We start from the raw sequence: 26,408 nt of genomic DNA on the forward strand, positions 1-26,408 counted from the left end.
GAAAAAAGTGAAATTCTTTTTAGACACAGCAGATGTGGCAGCAATCAAAGCTGTAAATGAATTAGGTATTGTGGATGGTGTGACAACAAATCCGACAATCATTTCACGTGAGGGACGTGATTTCGAAACAGTCATCAAAGAAATTTGTCAGATTGTCGATGGTCCTGTTTCGGCAGAAGTCACTGGTACAACAGCCGAAGAAATGATTGCTCAAGCCCATGACATTGCGAAATGGGCTGATAACATCGTTGTCAAAATCCCAATGACTATGGAAGGTTTGAAAGCTGTTAATGTCCTTTCTAAAGAACATATTAAAACAAACGTGACGCTGATTTTTACAGTGTCTCAAGGGCTCATGGCAATCAAAGCTGGTGCGACATTTATTAGCCCATTTGTTGGACGTCTTGAAGATATTGGAACAGATGCTTATGAATTGATTTCAGATTTGCGAGATATTATTGATTTTTATGATTTTGATACAGAAATCATCGCAGCAAGCATTCGTAATCGAGCACAAGTTGAAGGTGTAGCAAAATGCGGTGCACACATTGCGACTATCCCAGCACCATTGTTTGACAAAATGGCACAACACCCACTAACTGACAATGGCTTGAAACAATTTATGGCAGATTGGAAAGCATTCCAAGGTAAATAAACTTAGTGTGATAAGGAGAAAAAATGAAAATTACCTTAACAAAAGAAAAAGGACCTAAAATTTCAAAATACATTTATGGGCATTTTGCTGAACACCTAGGACGTTGTATTTATGAAGGGATTTATGTCGGCGAAGATTCATCAATCCCAAATGTCAACGGTATGCGTACTGATGTCGTCGAAGCTTTAAAAAATATTAAAATCCCAGTTCTTCGTTGGCCAGGTGGTTGTTTTGCGGATGAATATCACTGGAAAGATGGTATTGGTCCAAAAGAAAACCGTAAAAAAATTGTTAACACTAACTGGGGTGGTGTAACTGAAAATAACCACTTCGGTACACACGAATATTTTGAATTGCTTCGCCAACTTGGCTGTGAAGCATACATCAACGGTAACGTTGGTAGTGGTACAGTCCAAGAAATGCAAGAATGGATTGAGTACATGACTATGGACGGCGAATCTCCAATGGCAAACCTTCGTCGTGAAAATGGTCATGATGACCCATGGAAAGTAAAATTCTTCGGTGTTGGTAATGAAAGCTGGGGCTGTGGTGGTAACATGCGTCCGGATTACTACGCAGATGTTTACCGTCGCTATCAAACATTTGTCCGCCAATATGGTAAAGACAAAATTTATAAAATTGCTTGTGGTCCAAATATTGATGACTACAACTGGATGGACCGTGTCATGTCAATTGCTGCACCATTTATGGACGGTATTAGCTTGCACCACTATGCACTTACTGGTGCTTGGGAAGACAAAGGACCAGCACTTGGTTTTGAAGAATCACAATGGTGGTCACTTCTTAAAAGTGCTAAGAAAATGGATGAACTCATCACAAAACACAGCACTATCATGGACAAATACGACCCTGAAAAACGTGTTGGTTTGATTGTTGATGAATGGGGTTCATGGCTTGCTGTCGAACCAGGTACAAACCCAGGATTCCTTTACCAACAAAATACAATTCGTGATGCCATGGTTGCTGCTTTGACATTGAATATCTTCCATAAACACGCTGACCGTGTTCATATGGCAAATATTGCGCAAACTGTTAATGTCTTGCAAGCAATGATTTTGACTGAAGGCGATAAAATGGTGAAAACACCAAGTTATCATGTCTTTGATTTGTACAAAGTTCACCAAGATGCTGATGTAGTGGCATCATATGGTGATGAATCTGACACACTTTCTTACACCGTTTCTAAGAAAGATGGCATGATTTCAATTTCACTTTGCAACTATTCATTGACTGATACACAAACACTTGATGTGGCTGGTGAATTTGGTGATACTATCGCAGAAGCACGTTACATTACAGCTGATAAAATGGATGAACACAATGATTTTGAACATCCAGAAAACATTACTATCAAAGACTTTGATGGTGCAAAATTGGTTGATGGTCAATTATCAATTACAATCCCACCAATGTCTGTAGCAACTATTCGTATTCCAGAATAAGGAGCGATATGGTAGCACGAAAGGAGAGTTATCTAAGTAGCTTTGTCCTTTTAAGAGGTGTTACATGCAGGATTTAACGCAAGGAAAACCGATTAAGGTTATTATTCTATTTACGATTCCATTAATTATAGGGAGCTTTTTTCAACTGGCTTATAACTTTGCTGATGCTATGATTGTTGGTCACACACTAGGTCAAACAGCATTTGCAAGTATTGGAGCGACAGGGAGCTTGACTTTCTTAATTATCGGATTTGCTCAAGGGCTGACAGGTGGTTTTTCCATCATTGTCGCCCAGCGCTTTGGCGCTAAAGATTATGTCGGTCTGAAGCGTAGTTACGTTCACGGCTTGTTCTATACGATAGTTGTTAGTTTAATTTTGAGTATCTTTTCACTGCTCTTTTTAAGACAGTTACTGGAATTGATGCAAACGCCAGATAGTCTAATAAAATATTGTGAGCGCTTTCTAATATCTATCTTTGGCGGTGCGGTATTTACAGTACTATTTAACTATCTATCAAATGTATTACGAGCGGTCGGGAATTCAACGACGCCTTTGATTGCCTTAGTCTTGGCCTGTCTGATGAATATTGGTCTTGATTTTCTCTATATTTTAGCTTTGCATATGGGAGTTTTTGGTGCAGGGGTTGCAACAGTAGAAGCACAACTTTTTTCAGTAATTTTTTTACTTATCTACATTAGAAGAAAAGTTCCGTACTTCCATCTGAAAAGAAGCGACTACAGATTGAACTCTGCTGATTTGAAACTTCATGCGAGGTTAGGATTTCCAATGGCATTTCAAAATAGTATTATTGCCCTTGGTTCGCTAACACTCCAAATTGTTTTAAATAATTTGGGAACAGTTGCAATTGCTGCTCAAAGCATTACTGCAAAAACAGACCAATTAGCTATGCTTCCGATGATGAATCTCGCGCAAGCCATATCAACCTTTACAGCGCAAAACTACGGAGCCCACAAATTTAAACGCCTAATAGAAGGACTTCGCCATACGCTGTACATTGTTGTTATTTGGGCAATCGCCTTCGCCCTACTTCTGGTGACATTTGACCGTTTCTTCTCCGGACTTTTTATCAATCATCCTTCTGAAAATGTCTATCATTTAGCAAAAATTGCTTATATGATTAACGGTTTGTGTTACTGGATTTTGGCTATTCTTTTTATCGTACGAGGTTTCATTCAAGGATTAGGACGCAGTTTTGCACCGACACTTGCAGGGGTTATGGAATTAATCATGCGTGTTGTGGTTTCAATTGTTGGACTCGCAACTGTCGGTTATACTGGTGTGGTTTGTGCCAATCCAGCAGCATGGTGCGGTAGCGTCATTATTTTAATCCCGGCAGCGCTGATTTACAAAAAACGTTTAATCGGCGTTGTTAGCAAAGAATAAGCACAGTAAAAGCATGGGTGGGCGAGTGTACTTTAGGAGTACCTCAATAAAGATTAAAAAAGTTAACTAAAAATATCCTTGAAAGGGGTGATGACTAGAAAAGTTTTAGCGATTTTTGATGGGTGTCGACATTATGTTTTTCTTCATTTTTTGATGAGTAAAAGTTAGGACTCCTTTTAAGCGCCCATCGTATTAATTTGCATTATGTTTAGAAATTCTAAAATCATTTTCATATGAATTAATGACAGTTGAAACTCACCTTTAATACTTAAAACACATATACCTATACCTGAAACTTAGAATTTAACAAATCCTTGTCTAACATAATCTCCTTTAGGCAGGACCCATCGGTTGTTATTAATGGTATGAAACGGTAGAGATTCCTAAACATTAATAGAGGAGAGGACTGCAAGGTTCTCTCTTTTTTAGTAAACAAATGTTTTAGTAAAACCTTGGTAAAATAAACAAGTAAACGTTTACAAAGAAATTTGTGAAGAGTAAAATAAAGGTAAGACCTAAGAAAGAGGATGACAAAATGAAAGTAACACAAGAAATCATTGCAACTATTGATGGTAAAAATGTTGAAAAATATTCTATTACTAATGACAAGGATGTTCAGGTTAGTCTGCTAACTTTGGGAGCAACTTTCCAAGAATTTTTAGTGCCAGATGGCAAAGGCGGTCATAAAAATATTATTATTGGTTTTGATAATCCTGAAGACTATGGTAAAAATACTCTTCATGCTGGGCATTCAATCGGTCGTGTAGCAGGACGCATTGACCACGGTCAATTCAAGCTTGATGGGAAAGCTATGCAAGTCCCTCAAAATGAAAAAGGAAACACTCTTCATGGAGGTCCAAATGGTTTTCACAAACACATTTGGCAAGCAAGAGTTGAAAATGATATTGACAAAGCCACTGTTGTCATGACTTACAATGCCAAAGAAAGTGTTGATGGTTTCCCTGGTGATATGTTGGTAACAGCACGTTTTACGTTGGACAACGACAATCGTTTTACAATCACTTACACTGGTAAAAATGGCGGTCAAGCGACCCTCTTTAACCCAACTAACCACGTTTACTTTAATCTCGGTGAACGCCAAGACTTGGCACACCATACCTTTACTTTGGCTGCTGACCGTTACTTGGAAACACGTGATGATTTGGTGCCAACAGGCAAATTCATTGAGGTAGATGGCACAGCCTATGATTTTAGAGCTGGTCGAAATCTTGGAGATGCTATTGCTGCGACAGGTGGTTTTGATGATGCTTTTTTGGTTAATCCATCACTTGATAAACCATGCGGTGAATTAAAAGATGAAGATAGCGGAGACTTTATCAATCTTTACTCAGATCGTGATGCTTGGGTGGTTTATAGTATGATTGGTATCTCAGATGGTATTTATGCGGCGCGTGATAAAGGTCAAATGACAAAAGAATTTGAAGCGGTAGCACTCGAAGCTCAATTTTTGCCAGATGCAATTAACAACGAAGGTTTTGGTGATATTGTCCTTCCAGCCAATGCCGAAAAGACTTATACCATTGCTTTTGAATATCACAAAGGATAAAAATAATCACTGAAAGGTGGAAAAGCTGTGGAAAAGTTATACATTTGGGGAGATAAAATCCCTGGCAATTCACATAAAAGTAAGACCGACGTTTTAGATATCCACAAGGAATACACAGAAGAGGATTTATTTGAAAAATATCCCGGTATTTGGGACAAGACCAGTGAAGAACTTGGCGATTTATCAGGCAATGATACCTTGGTATTTCACCAAGAAATCGAAAACGGTCCTGCAAAAATGACCTACGAAGATGAACCGTTTTTAATTCCTTATCTTGTCGAAGGCAGTGAACGCTGTGTGATTATTTGCCCTGGCGGTGCTTATCTAACAAAAGTTATGGAAGACGAAAAAGCAACAGCTGAGGCTTTAAATCGTGCAGGAATATCAGCCTTTATCCTTTGGTATCGGACTTATCCTTATTATGCTCCGCTGATGTTCTTAGATTGTCAGCGAGCGATACGTTATGTGCGATATCATGCGAGCGATTATGGTATTGACCCAGAAAAGATTGCCTTGATTGGATTTTCTGCGGGCGGTAACTTGGCTTTTGAAAGCTATTATTGGCTTAGAAATCGCAACCTTATGCCTGAAGATTATTCTCCAGATGAGATTGATAAGGTTGATGCTACAGTAGCAGGTCTTGCAGGTGTCTATCCAGCACTTTCTCTAGTCAATGACAAGATTATTGCCATTTTAGCTGGCAGAGATACTTATGATAATCCTGAGAAACGTGACCAATTTGCAAAAGAATATGACATTTTTAGCCGAGTCCAAAAAGGTGATGCGCCATTATTTTTGTGCGCAGCCATGGATGATGTCATCGTTGATCCGACACATCTTTTGACACTGACAAAAATAGCAAAAGAAAAGGAAGTTCCTGTTGAGTTGCACCTTTTTCCACAAGGAGGTCATGGTCTTCAAGATGAAACCATACTCAAGCTGTGGAAAAATCTGTTCATAACTTGGCTAGACCGATTATTTAACTAAAATAGCACCCGTTTGGGTGCTTTTTCTTTTTTATAAATCAATCGCATCAAGAAATTCTTGTCGCATTTCAGCTGAGCTGTTATCAATATTTCCCATATTATTCCAAGTGATATTTTTAAAACCGAGCTGTTTTAAGGTAGCGTTGATAAAAACACGTTTGATAGCATTGCCGCAAAAGAGTTTTAAATACCAAGTTGGTGAAGTAGAAGTAGTAAAAACTGCAGCTTTTTTAATATGTGTGAGGTGCCCGATGAGACCAGTTTTTCCAACTTCGTAAGCAAAGCTCTTTTTCATCACTTTATCAATAAAACCTTTTATCATAGCGGGAGTATCATTCCACCAAACAGGAAAGATAAAAATAACTTCATCAGCATTGCTAATCTTTTCTTGATATTGACTAACCAATTTGTCTGTCGTTTTTCCGTCTTTAAATAAAGCTAATTCTTCAGTCGTGTAAACGGGATTAAAACAATCTTTGTACAAGTCAATGACATCAAAGTCCTTGTGCTTTTTTGTTAAATCTTGTTTAACTTTTTCAAAGATAGCATGATTAAAACTTTTTTCGTAAGGATGTGCATAAATGATAAGAGTATTCATCGCTTTGACCTCCCTTGATTATTCAAGTACTTTTTCACCATCATCGTACCAAAAATATCAAGAAAAGGCTAAATATAATGTGAAATAAATGAGATGGTTTAATTGTTCAAATTACTTTTTAGAGATATTTTTGCTATTTTCATGAAAAATTTGCTTTCATTGTTTTCTTCCTTTTCTTTCTTTTTATTTATGATATAATCTTAGCAAATAACCATAAAAATATTGATTTTACACGTTTTTTAGAGTTTATATGTTATGAAAATCAAAAATACAATTATTAAAAATTCACATTTTTTAATAAAATAGCAACTGATTTTATTTTACATTTGCAGAAATATCTATGAAAATTTGGGAGAGGTTAGAGCGTTTTGAAGGTGAATAGTTCTCATGACTACTACATGAAAAAAGTTCGCAGTGTCCTTTTTATGCTGTTAGTTGTAGTTGCTGTCTCGTCAATACTATCAACATTCTGGATAAGAATGTTACACATTTACGGAGATTCAATGAAGCCTAATTTAAAAGCTGGTGACGTGGTTTTATCAATTAAGCATAATAAATTAAAACAAGGTGATGTCATTGCTTTTTCTTGTGGTAATCGAATCTTAGTAAAACGTGTTATTGCAACATCAGGTCAGTGGGTAAACCTTGACAAAGATGGAAATGTTTATGTTGATGATAAAGAACTTACCGAGCCTTACCTCAATGGAGAAAAGAAGTCATATGGCAAGGTAAACATTTGTTTACCATATCAAGTACCAGATGGAAAATATTTTGTCATGGGAGATAATCGGGAAAATTCGGTTGATTCAAGAAATTCTGTGGTTGGAGCAGTCAGTTCTAAGCAATTAGTTGGCAAATTAACTATTAGAATTTGGCCCTTATCAAGAATTAGTATTGTTAAATGATTTTGTGAGAAATGTTTAAAGGAATGTTGTATGAGGAAAGTTTTGATAGAGCTTAAAAATCTTATTAAGAAACAGTTCAAGAAGGAAAAGAGTTCTTATGTTGTTGCAACACTAGCGATTTTACTCGTTTTGGGAACAGCATATGTGTTTATGTCGCCGGCATTTACAATTAATACTGATGATAGTTCGTCGATGGTTGAGACACCAAGTGAAAGTACTGATGAAAAAGTGCAATCATCTACAGTTGCTGATTCTTCAACAATCAATGATAGCTCTAGGGTAACAGAGCAGTCTACCGAAGCTTCTAAAGAAGATACTGAAGAGTTTAAGTCTAGTGGAACCTTAAATGTTGAGACTGATGACGTCACAGTAAATGTTGATTATGAAGATGGAACATTTTCAGAAGCTGTTGATTTGAAAGTAACACCTGTAACTGAGACTACAGCTATTGATCAAAAGCTGACTTCTTATTTAGCTAATAAAAAGCAAAAATTGGTTCAGACTCGAACTTATGACATCACATTTTTGAATAAAAATGGTGATGAAGTTGAACCAAGTAAAGATGTCAAAGTATCTATGAATTTTAAGTCAAATATTCAAAGTTCTTCAGTTCCAAGTGACTGGAAATTTTACCATTTTGCTGGTAATAATCTTGATAATGTTGAGGATTTGACAAGTAAAAAAGATACCACTATTACACAAGATAGCTCAGATAGTTTGACAAATGTTGAGTTTACATCAAATCAATTTTCTGAATACACAATTGCGGATGTAACTTATGCTGATTTTGCTCCATTCCTAACAGGATATAGTTATGACGAGTCTTCGGTTAAGGAAGATTTGTCAACAGAAGAATTAACGGTTGCCCTTGAATTAAAATTTAAAATTAATAAAGATAACTTAATTGATGATAAAAATTATTGTTTAGCGCTGCCAGAAGGGGCAGATCTGAGTCATAATATTGAATTAAATAAAGAATATACAGGAACTACAGGCAGTGGATCTGATAAGAAAGAAGCTTTCAAGTATAAGTTCCTTCAAGACGGAGGGCGTTATTATTTAGCAATTAGTTTTCTAGATGATTATATTGAAGGACTTGATACTGGAGAAGATGCTTTAGGAAATATTGAATATACTGCCGTATATGGAACTAGTTTCAAAGATGAATCTGGCAATTACAATATCAGTTATTCGTCAGATTTGACGGTTGAAATTCCAGCAGATGATGTCACTAAAAATTATGATTTAACAACTACTAAAAAAGGTACTGCTTCGTACGAAGAAGATACAGCCTATGCAAACTACACTGTTACTGTTGATTCAAAATACGGAACGCCAGGTGAGATCAATCTTAACGATACGCTGACAGCTTCAGGAATTTCTATTGATTCTGTTGATCAAGTATCAGTTATTTATTCAACATATGTAGGTGATACAAGTAATGTAACAGCTACTGAAGCGGTGAATGTAGCTCCTAATTTTGATACTGCCAATAAAACTTGGTCGATGACTTTACCTCAGATGGTATCTGGTGGAGTAAATGCTGATGGCAAACCAATTGGACATTTTTATACGATTAACTACCGCTATAAAATTGCAGATTTAGCACCTGGTCGAGAGGTTCAATTGCTAAATAAAATTAATGCAACGTCAAGTGGTGATAAATATAATCTGACACCAAGTGACAGTGAAGTGATTAATCTAAAATTAAATGATATTACAAAAAGTGGTAATTATGATAGCACAACAGGGCTGATTAATTGGACGATTGTTGTGAATTCAAATGGTAACGATATTGCCGGAGCAACGTTGTCAGATGATAATTTTAGTAAAGCAAGTAATCTGACTCTTTCACCAGATGGCGAAGGCTATACGATAGAACGTGATAGTAATGATAAAGTTTCACATATTAAGTTTAATGCCATTTCAAACGGTGTTAATACCAAATCATATACTATTACTTACACAACGCCAGCAACTAATTCTAAATGGGATGCTACTAAAATTAAAAACACAGCATACTTAGATGATGATGGTGATAAGACGACAACAACAGACCGTTCTAAAGACTCGGCAGAAGTTACTGTTCCAGGAGATGGTAACCTAGTTAAAGAGTTTGTGAGCGAAGATGATACAAGTGATTCAGATGTTAAGGCATTTACTTGGAAAGCAACAATAACAATGCCTGATGATGATAAACTTGTTTCTGGTACAAAATTTAAAGATGTTCTACATCAAGGTTCAGATAGTAGCAGAGATTCTACAATTCACTGGTACACGAAAGCACAGCTTCAAGAACTCTATGAACATTTAACGGCTGCCTTTGGTGCAGATACCTTTACTTTAAAAGCAAAAGTTCAGGAATCAGATGGCTACACTGATTATAGTGCTCTTGATAACAATGCTAAGTATACAGAGTTTATGATTACCTTGACATCAGACGTTTCATCATCAGAAGACATTTCTTTCCAATATAGCTCAAGTGCAAAACTTAACGGAGGAAGTACAGTAGATTTTGATAATGAGATTAGTTCAGATAGTCATGATAGCAAAGTAAATCATACGTACGTTGATACGTCTAATGTTATCAAAATGGATGGCAACGAAAATCAAGCCACTTCAATTGTAAATAGTGAAGATGGTACTGTGACATGGAAAGTGAAGATTAGACTGACTGATGATATTCAAAGTATGACTGTTACAGATACTTTACCAAGTAATGTAAACTTAGTTGGATTTAGTTATGGTCAGCATACTTCACAAATTGCAGCAACGATTTCGGGTAGTAGTATTTCAGCTGGTTCTGACACAGCTGATGTGTCTAACATAGCTTTAGACGGAAACATTTCATCTGATAAGGTTGTAACTTTAAATTTCTCAACAACTAATGGGCAAAGTTTGAAAAATAATATTGGCAACCAAGATGAGTTTTGGTTAACTTTTACAACATTCTGTACGGAAATACCTGAAACAGGGTCAACAAAAGCTGTTTCTTTAACTAATAATGTGACTGTCACAGTTGATGGTCACGAGTATGGTTCTGATAGTCAAAAACAAAATGTTACGATTGGTAAGGCCTCCTCAGAACCTATCACTAAAAGTGGTAGTTGGAACAACGATGAACGCCGCTTGCACTATAGTATAGCGATAAACCCAACTGCAGCAGATTTGTTAGCTGGTTCAGATGATTTAACACTAAATGATGAGATGAACTTTGGACAAGCACCAGGAATTTCAGATATTGGATTGATTCAAAATTCTGTTAAATTATACGACAATGCTACTGGTATGGAGGTTCCATTTAGTGAATGGTCTTGGACGTATAACATGGAAAAAAGTTTACACTTCAGTGGAAGATATTATGTGTATATCGGAACTTTGACAGTGAATTTAAAAGATAAAAAAGCTTATACGCTTGTTTATGATTATAAAGTTTCAAAAGAAGATCCAGATAATAAGAAAGAAAAAGACATTCCAAAATACAATCCAATTAATACTGCAACTTTATCAGGTGCAGGTGTTGTCTCAGGAAAGTCAGGCATCAATACTCCAATTCGCTGGTTAGAAATATCAACATCTGGTTCGATAGATGCTGAAAAAACATACACGATTTATAAGGTTGATTCTAAAAACAATAACTTAGCCTTAGCAGGTGCAACCTTCACCGTTTATAATAGTAAAGATGAAAAAATTACAAGTTATACAACGGATGCTAATGGACAAATTAATATTAGAAAATCTAATCTTCCAGATACTTTCACAAAAGGTAATTACTACTACTTCAAAGAAACATCAGCACCACCTGGTTATAAGACACCAAGTAATCCTCAAAAATATTATTTCTACTACGATCCAGATCAAACAATGGAACCTGAGGCTGATGGTATTACAGATGCTACTAACTTAGCTATATCTGATAACTCTGAATTTATTAAAAATGAAGAAGAAAAAGTAGAAACGACTGATATCATGGTTGATAAAAAATGGTTTACTGCTTCAGGTGATGAGTATGATTCTGCTGATGGTTCGATTACATATGATTTGCATCAGGTAGCAACACCAGAAGGTGGTGGCACTTCAACTGATTCAGTCCTTCAATCAGATATTACATTAAACCATGATAATGGTTGGACAAAAACACATAAAGACTTACCTCTTACTGGTAAAGAGGGTGAAACGACTGTCAATTATACTTACTATGTTGTTGAGCATGAGGTTCCTGGATTTACAGCAACTTATGCTAATGATGCAGGAACATCGGAAGTAGCATCAAATGTTGCTACTTCATCTGGAACCTTAACCATTAAAAATATAGCACAAGAAGCCTATGTATTACCTGAGACAGGTGGTCTAGGAACTTTGTTACAATATCTATTTGGAATACTTGCGATAATTGTTGGTTTGGGACTTCTGGTTTTTAAAGTCAATAGATATCGAAGAAAAGGAGGTCAGATATAATGACATTTGATCCCCTAGGTAAAGGAGGTGTTGCTTAGTCAACGATACTCTTAACACCTATTTTATATATTTTTGCTCTATCTATTTAAAAGGAAAAGGATTTATTATGAAAAAGTTTAAATTGATTTTTGCTACTTTAGTAGCAGCTCTTTTCACCTTTGCTGGTGGAAAAGCATTGGCATACGATATCACCATTAATAATGGTGGTTCAGGAACTTACGAATCTTACCAAATCTTCACAGGTGATTTGTCAACGGACGAGACAACACTCTCAAACATTAAATGGGGAAATGGTATCACTGACGCTGGTAAAGCAGCACTTCAAACTAAATATAGTGCAAGTTCTGCAGCAGAAATTGCTAAAAAACTTGGTGACAAAGCTGTAGATGCAGATGAATTTGCCAAGGAAGCAGGGAAATACCTTCAAAATCCAGGTGGCTTGACTGGTCTTGCAGCTGGTTACTACCTTGTCCAAAATAAAACAGTTGGTGACCATGAAGCTTATACTAACTACATTTTGAAAGTCGTTAAAAATGTTACTGTAGAACCTAAAACAGATACACCTACTGTTGAGAAAAAAGTAAAAGATACTAACGATACATCTGGTAAAACTAGTGATTGGCAAGATTCTGCTGATTACGATATCAAAGATGATGTACCGTTCCAATTGACTGCGACATTGCCAAATAACTTTGCGACTTATGATGAATACTATCTAGAGTTTGCAGATACTCTTTCATCAGGTTTGACTTATAACAAAGATGCTAAAGTTTTCCTTGTAAATGGTGGTGATGAAACTGATGTTACTTCATCATTTACAATTGCTGAGGATGGTTCAAGTTTTAAAATTAACAATTTGAAATCTATTTCTGGCGTAACAGCTTCATCAAAAATTGTTGTTAGATATACAGCTAAACTTGATTCAAATGCTGTTATTGGTTCAGCTGGTAACCCAAATACTGTAAAACTTGTTTATTCAAACAATCCTAATGCTGCTGGTCACGGTGAAACTCCAGAAGATACTGTAGTTGTCTTCACATACAAAGTTATTGTAAATAAAGTTGACCAAGATAATAAACCGTTGGCAAATGCTGGATTCACACTTTATAAAAAAGATTCTGCTAATAACTGGAATGTGGTAAAAGCTATTTCTGCTAGTGAAGCAACATCATTTACTTTCTCAGGTATCGACGATGGTGATTACAAACTTTCAGAAACAGATACACCAAATGGTTATAACACAATTGATGATATCCTCTTTACAGTCTCAGCTAAACATGATGCAGAATCAAACGAACCTCAATTGACAGAGCTTTCAGGTGTTGATCCAACTGGTAAGATTACATTCACTTCAAATACTTCAGAAGGCTCTTTAACAGCTCCAGTTCCAAATACTAAAGGTTCAATTCTTCCATCAACAGGTGGTATGGGAACAAAAGTTTTATATGCTGTAGGTGTTGTTCTAATCCTTATTGCTGGTGTGTTAATTGTTACTAAAAAACGTATGGAAGTTAAATAGTTAAGATATGAAGGGAGTGGGAAAATTCCCCTCCTTTTATTAATTTATAGTTAGGAGATAGTATGTTAGAAAAAGTCAAAGAAAAATCTTTGACAATTGCAATTATAGTCATATTGATAACAGGCGTATCGTTATTATTGTATCCGACTATTAGTAATCATGTGAATGCTGCAAAACAAATCACGCAAATTGCTAACTATAATCGTAATGTTGAAAAGATGACTGAACAGAAACAGAAAAAAATTCTGAGTGATGCAAGAGATTATAACAGCTCCTTGCGTCAAGGGATAGTTCCAAATTTGAATTTGACATCTAATCAGATGAAAGTTTATAATCAGACCCTTAATGTAACGGGTCAAGGTATTATGGCTTATGTTGAGATCCCAAAACTTAATTTAGAATTGCCTGTTTATCATGGAACATCTGATAGTGTTTTACGTGTTGCCTTAGGTCACCTACCAGGAACATCACTACCAGTTGGAGGTAAAGGGAGTCATGCCGTTATTTCAGGACATCGTGGCTTACCTTCTGCAAGGTTATTTACTGATATTGATCAATTAGCTGAAGGAGATACTTTTAAAATTCAAGTAATTGATAAAACATTACTTTATGAAGTAGATCGCATTTTAACAATTTCTCCAGAAGATCGTTCTCCTTTGAGAATTGATCCTAATCAAGATTATGTTACTTTGATGACTTGTACACCATATGGGATTAATACGGAACGTTTATTAGTACGTGGTCATCGCATTGCTAATAAAGAAAATAGTACACGTATAGTGAGTGAGGCGAGTCAATTTCAAACGATTATTGTTGTTATTTTAATATCTTGCTTTATTTTAACGATTATCCTTTTGGCTATTGTTGTAATAAAATTAATAAAATAATTTTTACATACTTTATAATTATTAAGGCACTTTTTATAGTGCCTTTTTCTTTTTTTCATAAATTAATTTCATCAAGAAATTCTTGTCGTGTTCTGTAAATCATTAAATTTTCAAAAAAATCTAAGCCGTTTTAGTTCTTTTAATGCCACTTTTATGTTAAAATAGTATCCTGTAGTCTGAAAATTTGTCTAATTTTTTTAGACCTATCATTCTATGAGAAACAAGGTGTTGTGGAGGACCCTTGTTTTTTATAGAGGAAATTATGATTATAAAAAGATAGTTCTCATAGTTACTATCTTAAGAAAAAAGGATTTATTATGAAAAAGTTTAAACTGTTTCTAGCTACTTTGGTAGCGGCTCTTCTCATTTTTGTTGGTGGGAAAGCGATGGCGTATGATATTACTGTTAAAGATGGTGGTGCAGGAACTTATGAAGCTTACCAAGTTTTTACAGGTGATTTATCATCAGATGAGACAACCCTTTCAAATATTGAATGGGGAAATGGTATTACGGACGCTGGTAAAGCAGCACTACAAGAAAAATATGGTGTGACTTCTGCGGCAGAAGTAGCTGAAAAGCTCGGTTCTGCAGGTGCGGATGCGAAAGCAGCAAAAGACTTTGCCAAGGCAGCAGGTCAGTATCTTCAAAATGCGACTGGTTTGACTGGGCATGAGGCAGGATATTATCTTGTCCAAAATAAAACAGTCGGTAACAACGAAGCTTATACCAACTATATTTTAGAAGTATTAAAAAATGTAACGGTAACACCAAAAACGTCTATTCCAAGTGTCACAAAAAAAGTTAAAGAAACTAATGACACAACTGGTATCAAGACTGACTGGCAAGATTTTGCGGACTATGACAGATGGGATGATGTTCCTTTCCAGCTGACTGCGACATTACCAGAAAATCTTGATGATTATGAGACATACTATTTTGAACTTTTGGACAAATTATCACCTGGATTTACGCTTAACAAAGATACGATAAAAATTTATCTTGATAATGGTAAAACAAAAACTGAAGTGACAACATTCTTCAATCTTGATGACTTAGACTTTAAAATCGATAATTTGAAAGTCCTTGATGGTATAACGGCTTCATCAAAAATTATTGTCGAATATACCGCTAAGCTTAATGATAAGGCTGTTCACGGCTCATCAGGTAACCCAAGTAATGTTGAATTGGTTTATTCAAATAACCCAAATAACACAGGAGTTGGAGCAAGTACAGGAAAAACCCCAGAATCTATTGTTAAGGTCTACACTTACGAAGCGGTCTTTGAAGAAATTGACAAAAACAGAGAATCTCTAAAAGGTGCTGAATTTACGCTTTACAAAGTCGTCAAAGATGGCGACACTTATAAAAAAGTAGAAGTTGGAAAAATCTCTGTCGATGAGAGCGAACGTTTTGCGTTTGAAGGGCTTGATGTCGGGGAATACACCCTTGTAGAAACAGTGACACCAGATGGTTATAACACTATTAAACCAATCGATTTCACAATTGTGACTGATTATAATGAAAATCTAGATCCTACCAAACTTAAGGGTGAATCAGGCGATGCACACTTCGAATCAAATCTTTCAGAAGGGTCATTGACTGCTGAAATTATCAGTCGTAAAGGTTCGCTCCTTCCTTCAACGGGTGGCGTGGGAACAACTATTCTATACAGTATCGGAACAATTTTAGTTCTGTTATCAGTTGTATTTTTGGTCACTAAAAAACGTATGGAAGTAAAAGAATAAAAATGACAAGGCACTATTTCAGTGCCTTTTTATTATGGAAATAAATATTGGCATATCAGAAAAACTAGCCATAGGCAACTTGTTTGTCAGTATGACAATATTTAAAAAGTGTTCTGAGCTATCTATAAAAAGAAGTTATGATAAAATAAAATTAATCCAAGGTTAAGTCAATATAACTCCTATTGCTAACTATGCTAATTAGACGACACAAGTTATAAATACTAAAGCACCCTATCTTAACCTTGGAGAGAAATTTTTGTATTTTGACGAGTAACAAAATACAAAAATCATCTTTAGTTGGGAATTCAAATTAGTAAAGAAGATGAATGTTTTCTTATAGTTTTCCTAATTTCTTTTCTCACTTCTTAAGCGCTATGAAAATAGCGCTTTTTTGCTGATCTCAGGTGAGAAATATCTGGTTATCAAACTAACTTGAAAGAAAAGTTATTGAGCAAATTTATGAGAATAAACAAAAAAGTCTTGCAATAGCAAGACTTGTGGGATGTGGGAAAATCCTCCCTATAGGGCTCGAACCTATGACCCATGGATTAAGAGTCCACTGCTCTACCAACTGAGCTAAGGAAGGATGAGAAGCTGTATTGGCACCGTGATCCACGATTTGTATTGAACCCGCGAATGTAAAAGCAGGTGGGCAACTCGCTTCTCCTTAGTCGCTTCCGCGTGTGACGGCTTGCATACTGGAGAAAGACTACTGTTTCCCAAAATACAAATATTTAGTCGGTCAACACATTGATGTGAATTCGTATGCCACAGCAATTAACCTATGTCATTATGATACCACTTTAAAAAAATATTTCAAGGGGTAAAGCCCAATTTTTAGAAAGCGTTTTTTGAAAAGTATCAGAAAAGCTTACAAAAAGTTATTTTGATAAATGATCGATTCGGTCTTTATTGGCACCAAGGGCGCGTTCGTATTTACCAGTTTGGTTGGCATCAAAGTAATTTTTTCCGGCCAGTTTATCTGGGAGATACTGTTGTTTCACCCATTTTTCTGGATAGTTGTGAGGGTACTTGTAGCCTTGGGCATTGCCTAATTCTTTGCTGCCAGCGTAGTGTCCGTCACGAAGGTGGCGTGGAATAGGAAGGGTTCCGTTTTGATGCAAATCAGCGATTGCCTTATCAATAGCTTCGTAGGCTGAATTTGATTTTGGTGAAAGTGCAAGGTCAATCACGACGTTAGCAATCAAGATACGAGCTTCTGGAAATCCGATTTTTTGAGCAGCCTCAAGGGCGGTGACGGTATGAATCTGCGCATCAGGGTTTGCAAGCCCGATGTCTTCATAAGCAATGACTGTTAGTCTTCTGGCAAGACTTGGCAAATCACCAGCTTCAATCAAGCGTGCCGCGTAGTGCAGGCTGGCATTGACATCAGAACCTCGGATGGATTTTTGAAGAGCTGAGAGAACATCATAATGCCCGTCTCCGTCTTTATCCATGGTAATATAGCTGCGCTGCAAGCTATTTTCAACGGTATCAAGCGTGATGTGGCGAAGCCCATTTTCATCAGCTTTTGTAGACATGACGGCTAAGTCAAGTGAATTAAAGGCAGAACGAAGGTCACCATTGGTTGCTGTCGCTATAAAATCAATGGCATCTGCATCGATGTCGACATCAAAGTCAAATCCACGTTCTTTGTCAGAAAGAGCAGTTTGCAAAGCTGACTTAATGTCGTCAGTTGAGAGTGGCTCAAGCTCGAAAATTTGAACGCGGGAACGAATGGCAGGAGTGACTGAGAAAAATGGATTTTCAGTTGTCGCTCCAATCATGATGATATTGCCGTTTTCAAGCAATGGTAGCAGAAAATCTTGTTTGGTTTTATCGAGACGATGGATTTCATCGAGCAGTAAAACCAGTCCGCCAGAGAATTTTGCTTCTTCGGCGATTTCTTGCAGGCGTTTTTTGCTATCGGTTGTGGCGTTGAAGGTACGAAAGGCGTACTTGGTTGCTCCTGCGATAGCGCTAGCGATTGAGGTCTTCCCGATGCCGGGAGGACCGTAGAGAATCATGGACGATAGCATATTGGCTTCGACCATGCGGCGAATGATTTTTCCTTCGCCTACTAGATGCTTTTGCCCAATGACTTGGTCAATATTTTTGGGACGCATCCGTAAAGCGAGATTATTTGGCATGTACTTCCTCCAAGTAATAACTGTATATGAGGTCATCGACGTAAGTGCCGTTTAGGTAGAATTGATTTTTAAGGGTAGCTTCCAGAGTGAAGCCGATATTTTCATAGAAACGGCAAGCGTTTTTATTTGATGATAGCACGTGGATAACAACCTTTTTGTAATTATCAGATTTAGCTACGGTAAAGAAAGCTTGGATAAGAGAGTGCCCGATACCTTGACCTTGGGTGTCTTTGTCGACTGCGATAATAAAGCTTACCACGTGACGTGCGCTAGGGAAAGGATAGTAAGCATGATAATCAAGAACTCCCAAAATAACCCTGTTTTCTTCAGCAACGAGATAATGTGAATGATTCTGAAAGGCTTGAATGATTTTATGTTTATTTGCGGCTGGTAAGCTAGCAGGTGTATTGAAGTTGTCCCAAGTTTTATTTTCCATTGCAACGACTTGTTCAATGTCTTCTAGCTTCATTGGTCGTATTTGCATGTCATTTCCCCTTAAGTTATGTTAAAATAATTGTAACACAAAAGAAGATTGGAAGAAATTTTTAATGGCTAAATTTGGCTTTTTATCAGTATTAGAAGAAGAAATGGACAAGCACTTCACGTTTGATTATGCCATTGATTGGAATAAGAAAAATCATGCAGTGGAAGTGACTTTTATTTTAGAAGCGCAGAATCAATCTGCGGTTGAAACAGTGGATGACCAAGGTGAAGTTAGCAGCGAAGACATCGTCTTTGAAGATTACGTGTTATTTTACAACCAAGCAAAATCAAAAGTTGATGAAGATGAGTATTTGGTGACAATTCCTTTTGATGCTAAAAAAGGTTTCTCACGCGAATTCTTGGCTTATTTTGCTGAAACATTGAACGATGTGGCAACAAATGGACTTGATGATTTGATGGATTTCTTGGCAGATGAAAATGCTACAGATTTCGCCCTTGAATGGGACGCTGAAAGCTTTGAAAAAGGCAAAGCTGACTTAAAAGAAACAGAATTCTTTGCTTATCCTAGATATTAGGAAGCGTAGAATTCTAGATTAAATAGAAAGAAAGGGTTCAGCTAGTTTCAAACTGAACCCGCCCGAAACTAATAGAAAAGGAGTATGAGGATAAGTGTTCATCTTTGAACACGGACTTGTATCCTTTTAGTACAGTTAGAAAGGAAAAGGTTCGGTTAGTATTTTAACTGAACCCGCCCGAAACACTGTGCCAAAAAGATAAAATTCTCCTAGACGCAAGCGCCGTCGGTGATTTTCCTATTTTGGCTTTGTGTTTTACGGGCTTGGTATCTTAATTATGAACAAGTGGCAAGAGTTGACTGTTGAGGTCTTGCGTGATGCAGAAGAAGCTGCGTCAAATATTTTAATTGAATTGGGAAGTCAAGGTGTGGCTATCGATGATAGTGCTGATTATCTTGGACACGTCGGAAAATACGGCGAAGTTTTCCCAGAAATCAAACAAGTAGAAACTGTTAAAATCACAGCTTACTACCCAGAAAATATCGACATCGAGGCTGTTGAAAAAGAAGTAGCTAAGCGTTTGGCTGAATTGACACATTTTGGTGTGGACGCTGGGGATGTGCACTACGAAACACAAGAATTAGCTGAGCAAGACTGGGCAGAAAACTGGAAAAAATATTATGAACCAACACGTATCAGTCATGATTTGACAATCGTTCCAAGTTGGACAGATTATGATGCTAGTGAAGGTGAAAAGACCATTCGTCTTGACCCTGGTATGGCATTTGGTACAGGAACTCACCCAACGACGAAAATGAGTCTTTTTGCACTTGAACAAGTGCTTCGAGGTGGTGAAACAGTGATTGACGTAGGTACTGGTTCAGGTGTGCTTTCAATCGCAAGCTCACTTCTTGGTGCAAAAGATATTTACGCTTATGACCTTGATGAAGTAGCCGTGCGCGTGGCACAAGAAAACATTGACCTTAACGCCAATACTGAAAATATCCATGTTGCTACAGGTAATCTTTTGCAAGGTGTGGACATCAAAGCTGATGTTATCGTGGCAAATATTCTCGCTGATATTTTGGTCAATATGACTGAAGATGCTTATCGTCTTGTGAAAGACGAAGGTTACCTTATCATGTCAGGTATCATTTCTGACAAATGGGAAATGGTTCGTAAATCAGCTGAAGATGCAGGATTCTTCCTTGAAACTCATATGGTTCAAGGCGAATGGAATGCTTGTGTTTTCAAAAAGACTGATGATATTTCAGGTGTAATTGGAGGATAAATGCAACAATATTTTGTAGCAGGACAAGCTCAAGACGTCGTTACAATCACAGATAAAGACACGGTAAAACATATGTTTAACGTTATGCGTCTGACAGAAGATGAGGAAGTTGTCCTTGTTTTTGATGACCACATCAAACGTTTGGCAAAGGTTGTCGATAGTGCTGAGCACCGTTTTGAAATTATCAAAGAGCTTGATAGCAATGTTGAGATGCCAGTTGAAGTGACGATTGCTGCGGGATTTCCTAAAGGTGATAAACTAGAATTTCTTGCGCAAAAAGGAACAGAACTTGGTATGGCAAATCTCTGGGCATTTCCAGCTGATTGGTCTGTGGTCAAATGGGATGGCAAAAAACTAGCCAAAAAAGCAGATAAATTGGCAAAAATTGCTCTTGGTGCTGCTGAGCAAAGCAAACGTAATGTCATTCCAGGTGTGACTCTTTTTGATAAAAAAGCAGCTTTTCTTGCTGAACTTGACCAGTTTGATAAGATTTTCATTGCTTATGAAGAGTCAGCTAAAGAAGGTGAAACGGCTATTTTAGCGCGTGAATTGAGCCAAGTCAAAGCAGGAGAGAAAATTCTCTTTATCTTTGGCCCAGAAGGCGGAATTTCACCAGATGAAATTGTGGCATTTGAGGAAAAAGGTGGCTTGAAAATCGGTTTAGGGCCACGTATCATGCGTGCCGAAACGGCACCGCTCTATGCTCTTAGTAGCGTAAGCTATGCTTTAGAATTATTGTAAAAGTGAGTTGGGACGAAAGTCTCAACTTCTTTTTGTAATTTTTTAATTGACAGCGCTTTAAAAAATTTTTATCCTAGAGATAAGAATTTCAAAATAAGGACAAAAAGATGGCAACGATAAAGGACGTAGCAAAACTTGCTGGGGTCTCAACCTCAACAGCATCAAGAGCTTTACATGATAGCGATATGATTAGTGAGGCAACCAAGGAACGTGTGAGAAAAGCAATGGAAGAGTTGGACTACTCACCAAATTATTCTGCTCAAAACTTGGTGAACCGCACAACAAATACAATTGGGATAGTTCTGCCAGTTCGTGAAAGCAAGGACTCTCTTGGCAATAACCCGTTTTTCATGCAGATTATCCAAGGTATTTCTAGCATTTGTAGCGAGAATGGCTACATGGTCAATTTGGCAAGTGGTCGTACGGATGATGAGCTGCGCAAGAATTGTCAGGCATTGATTCGCAGTGGCAACATCAGAAAGTTTATTTTTCTCTATTCACGAAAAAATGATTCTGTTTTTGAGTTTGTCAAAAATCAAAAAAATGTGTCTTGTGTTGTTGTCGGAAGTTCTTACGAGGAAAAAATTCCAAAATCAGTTCGATTTGTTGATAATGACAACTACCAAGCAGGAAGAGATGCTGCGGCATTTATGCTAGAAAAGGGCTATGAACATCTGGTTTTTGCCTATACAGATATGAATGAGCTTGTACAGACGGAGCGCTATCAAGGTTACAGTGCTTATATGCAAAGCTGTGACAAAGAAGCACTGTCTCTGCATTTTTCAAGGGTGAACGAGGATGACAATGTTTTGAAATTGCAAAGCTTTTTGGCTGAGCATCCTAAGACACAAGGGTTTGTCGCTTGCGATGATATTATGGCGATTCGTTTGCAGCGTCTGTTTAAAAATAGTCAGTCACTCAAGAAATATGGCATCATCAGCTTTAATAATTCTTTGATTACGGCGATTGCAAATCCAGCTCTGACATCGATTGATATTTTCCCCTATCAGTTGGGTGAAAAAGCAGCGCAGCTTTTGCTGGATAAAAAGCAAAAAGAAAGTCATCAAAAGGTGATTATTTCGCACAAAATCATTGAGCGGGAGTCGACCAACAATGATTAAGACAAGAGAAAGTGGAGGATTTTTTTCCATTTGCGAACAATCCTTTACTTTTTTATTTTTAAAATTTTTTTCGAAAACGCTTTACAAATTAAAAATACGTGCTATAATAAAATCATCAAAACAACGCAAACGTTTGCGTAAAATTATTTTTGGAATTAGTTGCTTTGTGATTAGAATGTTTAAATATCGGGCAAAATTTACATTCTGTAATAAAGCAATTGGTTTCATAGAGTTTAAGGAGTCGTTTCATGAAGAAGGCATTTAAAAAATTGACCAGCTTCGAATTTTGGCAAAAATTCGGTAAATGCTTGATGGTTGTTATTGCCGTTATGCCGGCAGCCGGTTTGATGGTTAGTATCGGTAACTCCCTACCGCTAATCAATGCAGACTCAGCTATTCTTGCTACAGTTGGTAATGTTATTGCACAAATTGGTTGGGGAATTATCAATAACCTTCACATTCTCTTTGCTCTTGCTATTGGTGGTAGCTGGGCTAAAGAACGTGCTGGTGGTGCGTTTGCCGCTGGTATCGCATTTATCCTCATCAACTTGATTACAGGTCACGTTTATGGCATTTCACTTGATATGATTGCTGACGGTAAAAGTGTTGTTCACAACGTTCTTGGTGGTAAAATGCTTGTAGCAGACTACTTTGTTAACGTACTTGGTCAGCCAGCACTTAACATGGGTGTCTTTGTTGGTATCATTTCAGGTTTTGTTGGGGCAACAGCTTACAACAAATATTACAACTACCGTAAGTTGCCTGATGTTCTTTCATTCTTTAACGGAAAACGTTTCGTACCATTCGTTGTTATTTACCGTTCAGTTCTTGTTGCTTTGCTTATGTCACTTGTTTGGCCAATCATTCAATCAGGAATCAACGGATTTGGTATGTGGATTGCATCATCACAAGATTCTGCTCCATTCTTAGCGCCATTCTTGTATGGTACTTTGGAACGTTTGCTTCTTCCATTTGGTCTTCACCACATGATTACTATCCCAATGAACTACACTTCACTTGGTGGTACTTATGAAATCTTGACTGGTGCTCAAAAAGGTACTGAAGTCTTTGGTCAAGACCCACTTTGGTTAGCATGGGTAACAGACCTTATCAACCTTAAAGGTTCAAATCCTTCAGATTACCATCACCTTATGGCAACTGTAACACCTGCCCGCTTCAAAGTCGGACAAATGATTGGTGCAACTGGTACACTTATGGGGCTTAGCCTTGCAATGTACCGTAACGTTGATCCAGACAAGAAGAAAAAATACACTGCGATGTTTATCTCAACAGCAGCAGCTACATTCTTGACAGGTGTTACTGAACCAATCGAATACATGTTTATGTTTGTTGCAATGCCACTTTATGTTGTATATGCAGTTGTACAAGGGGTGACATTTGCTTTAGCTGATTTAGTTAACCTTCGTCTCCATTCATTTGGTAATATCGAACTTTTGACACGTACACCAATGGCACTTAAAGCAGGTCTTGGTGGAGATTTAATTAACTTTGTTATCTGCTGTATCTTATCAGGTGTTGTGATGTACTTCATCGCAGACTTTATGATTAAGAAATTTAACTTTGCCACTCCAGGTCGTAACGGTAACTATGACGACATGGATGATGACACTGCTGCATCAGCAACTGGTGCGACAGTATCTGCAAATTCTCAAATCGTTCAAATCATTAATCTCCTTGGTGGACGCGATAACATTGAAGATGTTGATGCTTGTATGACACGACTTCGTGTAACAGTCAAAGATGTCACACGAGTTGGTGATGAAGAAACTTGGAAAAAAGCAGGTGCTATGGGTCTTATCATTAAAGGCTCAGGTGTACAAGCTGTTTATGGACCAAAAGCAGATATTTTGAAATCTGATATTCAAGACCTTCTTGATTCAGGAGCTGAGATCCCAACAATCGATTTAGCAGAAGTTAAAGGAAATGACGTCACTAAAGCTTCATATAAAGGTGTGACTGAAGATGTTCTTTCAGTTGCTGACGGTGAAGTTAAACCAATCACAGAAGTGAAAGACCCTGTCTTCTCAGCTAAAATGATGGGCGATGGATTTGCGGTAGAACCTGAAAATGGTAATATCTACGCACCAGTTTCTGGTATCGTAACAAGTGTCTTCCCAACAAAACACGCTTTTGGATTGTTGACAGATAACGGTCTTGAAGTTCTTGTTCACATTGGTCTTGATACTGTTGCTCTTAACGGTGTACCATTCTCTGTTAAAGTAACAGAAGGTCAACGTGTAACAGCAGGTGACCTTTTGGTGGTAGCTGACTTGGCAGCTATCCAATCAGCAGGACGTGAAACAACAACTATCGTTGCTTTCACAAATACAGCAGAAATCAAAGCAGTCAATTTAACACAAACAGGAAAACTTTCTGCGAAAACAGCTGTTGCAAAAGTAGAACTTTAAGCTTATATTATTAGTGATATAGAGATTTAGGTTAAAACTAAATAGAAGGGAGTCCGAGGTAGGAATCTCGGACTCTCCTTTGACTTGAGGGGAAAAACATGGCAAAATTTTTAACACTTAATACGCATTCATGGTTAGAAGCCAATGCGTTGAAAAAATTATTTGATTTGGCAGAAACGATTTATAGTGAAGATTATGACGTCATTTGCCTTCAAGAAATTAATCAAGACATCCGAGGACTAGAAACAAAAGAAGTTGAAGGGTATGAAAAACTCCCTGGAAGTCCAGCTTTGCATCGTGATAATTATGCTTTGCAACTAGTGAATTACCTTAAGAGTCAAGGTAGAAATTACTATTGGTCTTGGGCTTATAATCATATCGGCTACGATAAATACAATGAAGGTGTTGTGATTTTATCGAAAAAACCAATCAAGGTTCAAGATATTTTAGTTTCTGAAGTGGATGATGAACACGATTTTCATACGAGACGTGTCTTGGCGGCTGAGACTGAAGTTGATGGTAAAACAATCACTGTGGTCAGTCTTCACATGTCTTGGTATGGCAAGGGCTTTGAAAGTGAATGGGCAAAACTTGAAAAAGCTCTAAGTGATTATCCAAAACCACTAGTGCTTATGGGTGATTTTAACAATCCTACGGATACTGCTGGTTATGAGATGATTTTAAAGAGTCCGCTTGATTTGCAGGACAGTCACAAAGTAGCAAAAGTCATCCAAGGTGACCACACGATTATTGAAGATATTGATGGTTGGGAAGGCAACAAACAATCCCTTAAAGTAGACCATGTCTTCACAAGTAAAGATATTGACATTCAGTCATCAAAAGTTGTCTTTGATGGCGGTGAATCTCCAATCGTCAGCGACCACTTTGGTTTAGCAGTCGAACTTAACTACTAACTAACCTTACCTCCTAATTATTTGTTTGTTTTTATAAAAATCGCTCCTGATTTCAGGGGCGATTTTGGGTAAATAAAAGTGTTTTTTGATACTTACCTTAGGAGGTGCCGTCGGCAGCGACTTCCTACGGAATTCCATGCCTAAGTTTTGAGCCTATAGTCTCAAAACTTCCGGGTGGCTTATTCATTGATGCTTTAGCCACATCCACCACGGCGGTAAGTATCGTTTAATGCTCACTTCGCTCGCATTTAATTTCAAAGTTGAAGAGTGTTAATAACAATTTGAAATTTATTAAGTTAAAAACAGTCTAGTTTATTTTCTAAATCGCTCCTGATCTCAGGGGCGATTTTAGTTAAAGTGGCATCTTGATGTGGTATAATGGATCGCAATATTAACACTTAAACAATTATTTACGGAGGATGTCATGAAAAATTTTAGTATTGAAATTGAAGAAGTACTTCAAAAGTTTGTGGAAGTTGAAGCAGCAAATAAAAATGAAGCTTTGAGAATTGTGAGTGAGCGATATAAGAATGAAGAAATCATCTTAGATGAAAATGATTATAAAGGTTACGAACTTCGAGTGATGTCAGAGTAAAAAGAGCGGACATGAGTCCA

The 26,408-nt window shown here is 37.2% G+C and carries 21 protein-coding genes, 1 tRNA gene and 1 other RNA gene; 18 read left to right on the plus strand and 5 right to left on the minus strand.

The features are described from left to right. Window positions 1-7: 7 nt before the first annotated feature. The 5 genes from fsa (at window position 8) to ACN0NP_RS05770 (ending at window position 6,077) form a co-directional block, all read left to right on the plus strand. The gene (gene fsa, locus ACN0NP_RS05750; RefSeq protein ID WP_021141518.1) at window positions 8-655 is read left to right on the plus strand and encodes a fructose-6-phosphate aldolase; all 648 of its coding nucleotides are present in this window, start codon (window positions 8-10) and stop codon (window positions 653-655) included. Between the two features lie 23 nt (window positions 656-678). Next, complete coding sequence (locus tag ACN0NP_RS05755; RefSeq protein ID WP_074567029.1) at window positions 679-2,118, plus strand: alpha-N-arabinofuranosidase; 1,440 nt, start codon at window positions 679-681, stop codon at window positions 2,116-2,118. A gap of 64 nt (window positions 2,119-2,182) precedes the next feature. Further along, on the plus strand, window positions 2,183-3,523 hold the full coding sequence (locus ACN0NP_RS05760) for an MATE family efflux transporter (protein ID WP_423216938.1): 1,341 nt from the start codon (window positions 2,183-2,185) through the stop codon (window positions 3,521-3,523). A gap of 535 nt (window positions 3,524-4,058) precedes the next feature. Further along, window positions 4,059-5,090, plus strand: coding sequence for an aldose epimerase family protein (locus tag ACN0NP_RS05765; RefSeq protein ID WP_423216939.1), 1,032 nt, complete (start codon window positions 4,059-4,061; stop codon window positions 5,088-5,090). 27 nt (window positions 5,091-5,117) lie between these two features. Then, entirely contained in the window at window positions 5,118-6,077 is a 960-nt protein-coding gene (locus ACN0NP_RS05770; RefSeq protein WP_423216940.1) for an alpha/beta hydrolase, read from the plus strand. A gap of 30 nt (window positions 6,078-6,107) precedes the next feature. Here the strand turns inward: ACN0NP_RS05770 and ACN0NP_RS05775 are convergent, their stop codons facing one another. Further along, window positions 6,108-6,674, minus strand: a complete 567-nt coding sequence (locus ACN0NP_RS05775; protein WP_423216941.1) for an NAD(P)H-dependent oxidoreductase — start codon at window positions 6,672-6,674, stop codon at window positions 6,108-6,110. A gap of 425 nt (window positions 6,675-7,099) precedes the next feature. Between ACN0NP_RS05775 and lepB the strand changes: the two genes are divergently transcribed. From lepB to ACN0NP_RS05800, 5 genes are all read left to right on the plus strand, one after another. After that, window positions 7,100-7,579, plus strand: coding sequence for a signal peptidase I (lepB, locus tag ACN0NP_RS05780; protein WP_080703488.1), 480 nt, complete (start codon window positions 7,100-7,102; stop codon window positions 7,577-7,579). Window positions 7,580-7,609: 30 nt separating this feature from the next. Beyond that, window positions 7,610-12,037, plus strand: a complete 4,428-nt coding sequence (locus ACN0NP_RS05785) for a SpaA isopeptide-forming pilin-related protein (RefSeq protein WP_423216942.1) — start codon at window positions 7,610-7,612, stop codon at window positions 12,035-12,037. A gap of 106 nt (window positions 12,038-12,143) precedes the next feature. Next, window positions 12,144-13,556: an isopeptide-forming domain-containing fimbrial protein gene (locus tag ACN0NP_RS05790; RefSeq protein ID WP_423216943.1), complete on the plus strand. Its 1,413-nt coding sequence runs from the start codon at window positions 12,144-12,146 to the stop codon at window positions 13,554-13,556. Window positions 13,557-13,618: 62 nt separating this feature from the next. Further along, entirely contained in the window at window positions 13,619-14,443 is an 825-nt protein-coding gene (locus ACN0NP_RS05795; protein ID WP_423216944.1) for a class C sortase, read from the plus strand. 317 nt (window positions 14,444-14,760) lie between these two features. Continuing rightward, window positions 14,761-16,188, plus strand: coding sequence for an isopeptide-forming domain-containing fimbrial protein (locus ACN0NP_RS05800; RefSeq protein WP_423216945.1), 1,428 nt, complete (start codon window positions 14,761-14,763; stop codon window positions 16,186-16,188). Window positions 16,189-16,701: 513 nt separating this feature from the next. On the opposite strand, the gene ACN0NP_RS05805 is transcribed toward ACN0NP_RS05800, so the two are convergent. From ACN0NP_RS05805 to ACN0NP_RS05820, 4 genes are all read right to left on the minus strand, one after another. After that, window positions 16,702-16,774, minus strand: a tRNA-Lys gene (locus tag ACN0NP_RS05805). A gap of 1 nt (window position 16,775) precedes the next feature. Then, window positions 16,776-16,968: non-coding RNA, 6S RNA (gene ssrS / locus ACN0NP_RS05810), on the minus strand. A 101-nt stretch (window positions 16,969-17,069) separates the two neighbouring features. Next, window positions 17,070-18,338, minus strand: coding sequence for a replication-associated recombination protein A (locus tag ACN0NP_RS05815; protein ID WP_423216946.1), 1,269 nt, complete (start codon window positions 18,336-18,338; stop codon window positions 17,070-17,072). Beyond that, entirely contained in the window at window positions 18,328-18,822 is a 495-nt protein-coding gene (locus ACN0NP_RS05820) for a GNAT family N-acetyltransferase (protein ID WP_423216947.1), read from the minus strand. Before ACN0NP_RS05820 ends, ACN0NP_RS05815 begins: the two co-directional genes overlap by 11 nt. Before the next feature lie 64 nt (window positions 18,823-18,886). Here ACN0NP_RS05820 and ACN0NP_RS05825 point away from each other — a divergent pair, with 64 nt between their 5' ends. The 8 genes from ACN0NP_RS05825 (at window position 18,887) to ACN0NP_RS05860 (ending at window position 26,388) form a co-directional block, all read left to right on the plus strand. Next, a complete protein-coding gene (locus tag ACN0NP_RS05825; RefSeq protein ID WP_021141530.1) occupies window positions 18,887-19,357 on the plus strand; it encodes a DUF3013 family protein in 471 nt (156 codons plus the stop codon). Between the two features lie 277 nt (window positions 19,358-19,634). Beyond that, entirely contained in the window at window positions 19,635-20,588 is a 954-nt protein-coding gene (gene prmA, locus ACN0NP_RS05830) for a 50S ribosomal protein L11 methyltransferase (protein ID WP_021141531.1), read from the plus strand. Continuing rightward, window positions 20,589-21,329 (plus strand): 16S rRNA (uracil(1498)-N(3))-methyltransferase, encoded by a 741-nt coding sequence (locus ACN0NP_RS05835; RefSeq protein ID WP_021141532.1) that lies wholly within the window; start codon window positions 20,589-20,591, stop codon window positions 21,327-21,329. Window positions 21,330-21,436: 107 nt separating this feature from the next. After that, window positions 21,437-22,450 carry a LacI family DNA-binding transcriptional regulator gene (locus ACN0NP_RS05840; protein WP_039697701.1) on the plus strand — a complete coding sequence of 338 codons (1,014 nt, stop codon included), beginning with the start codon at window positions 21,437-21,439 and terminating at the stop codon, window positions 22,448-22,450. After that, the gene (locus ACN0NP_RS05845; protein ID WP_423216948.1) at window positions 22,443-22,715 is read left to right on the plus strand and encodes a hypothetical protein; all 273 of its coding nucleotides are present in this window, start codon (window positions 22,443-22,445) and stop codon (window positions 22,713-22,715) included. Before ACN0NP_RS05840 ends, ACN0NP_RS05845 begins: the two co-directional genes overlap by 8 nt. Continuing rightward, window positions 22,699-24,879 (plus strand): PTS transporter subunit IIBC, encoded by a 2,181-nt coding sequence (locus ACN0NP_RS05850; protein WP_423216949.1) that lies wholly within the window; start codon window positions 22,699-22,701, stop codon window positions 24,877-24,879. Before ACN0NP_RS05845 ends, ACN0NP_RS05850 begins: the two co-directional genes overlap by 17 nt. 98 nt (window positions 24,880-24,977) lie before the next feature. After that, a complete protein-coding gene (locus ACN0NP_RS05855) occupies window positions 24,978-25,793 on the plus strand; it encodes an endonuclease/exonuclease/phosphatase family protein (protein ID WP_243602993.1) in 816 nt (271 codons plus the stop codon). A 424-nt stretch (window positions 25,794-26,217) separates the two neighbouring features. Next, the gene (locus ACN0NP_RS05860) at window positions 26,218-26,388 is read left to right on the plus strand and encodes a DpnD/PcfM family protein (protein WP_423216950.1); all 171 of its coding nucleotides are present in this window, start codon (window positions 26,218-26,220) and stop codon (window positions 26,386-26,388) included. The last annotated feature ends 20 nt before the right edge of the window (window positions 26,389-26,408 follow it).

This window comes from Streptococcus equinus, from assembly GCF_049393805.1.
Lineage (GTDB): Bacteria > Bacillota > Bacilli > Lactobacillales > Streptococcaceae > Streptococcus > Streptococcus equinus.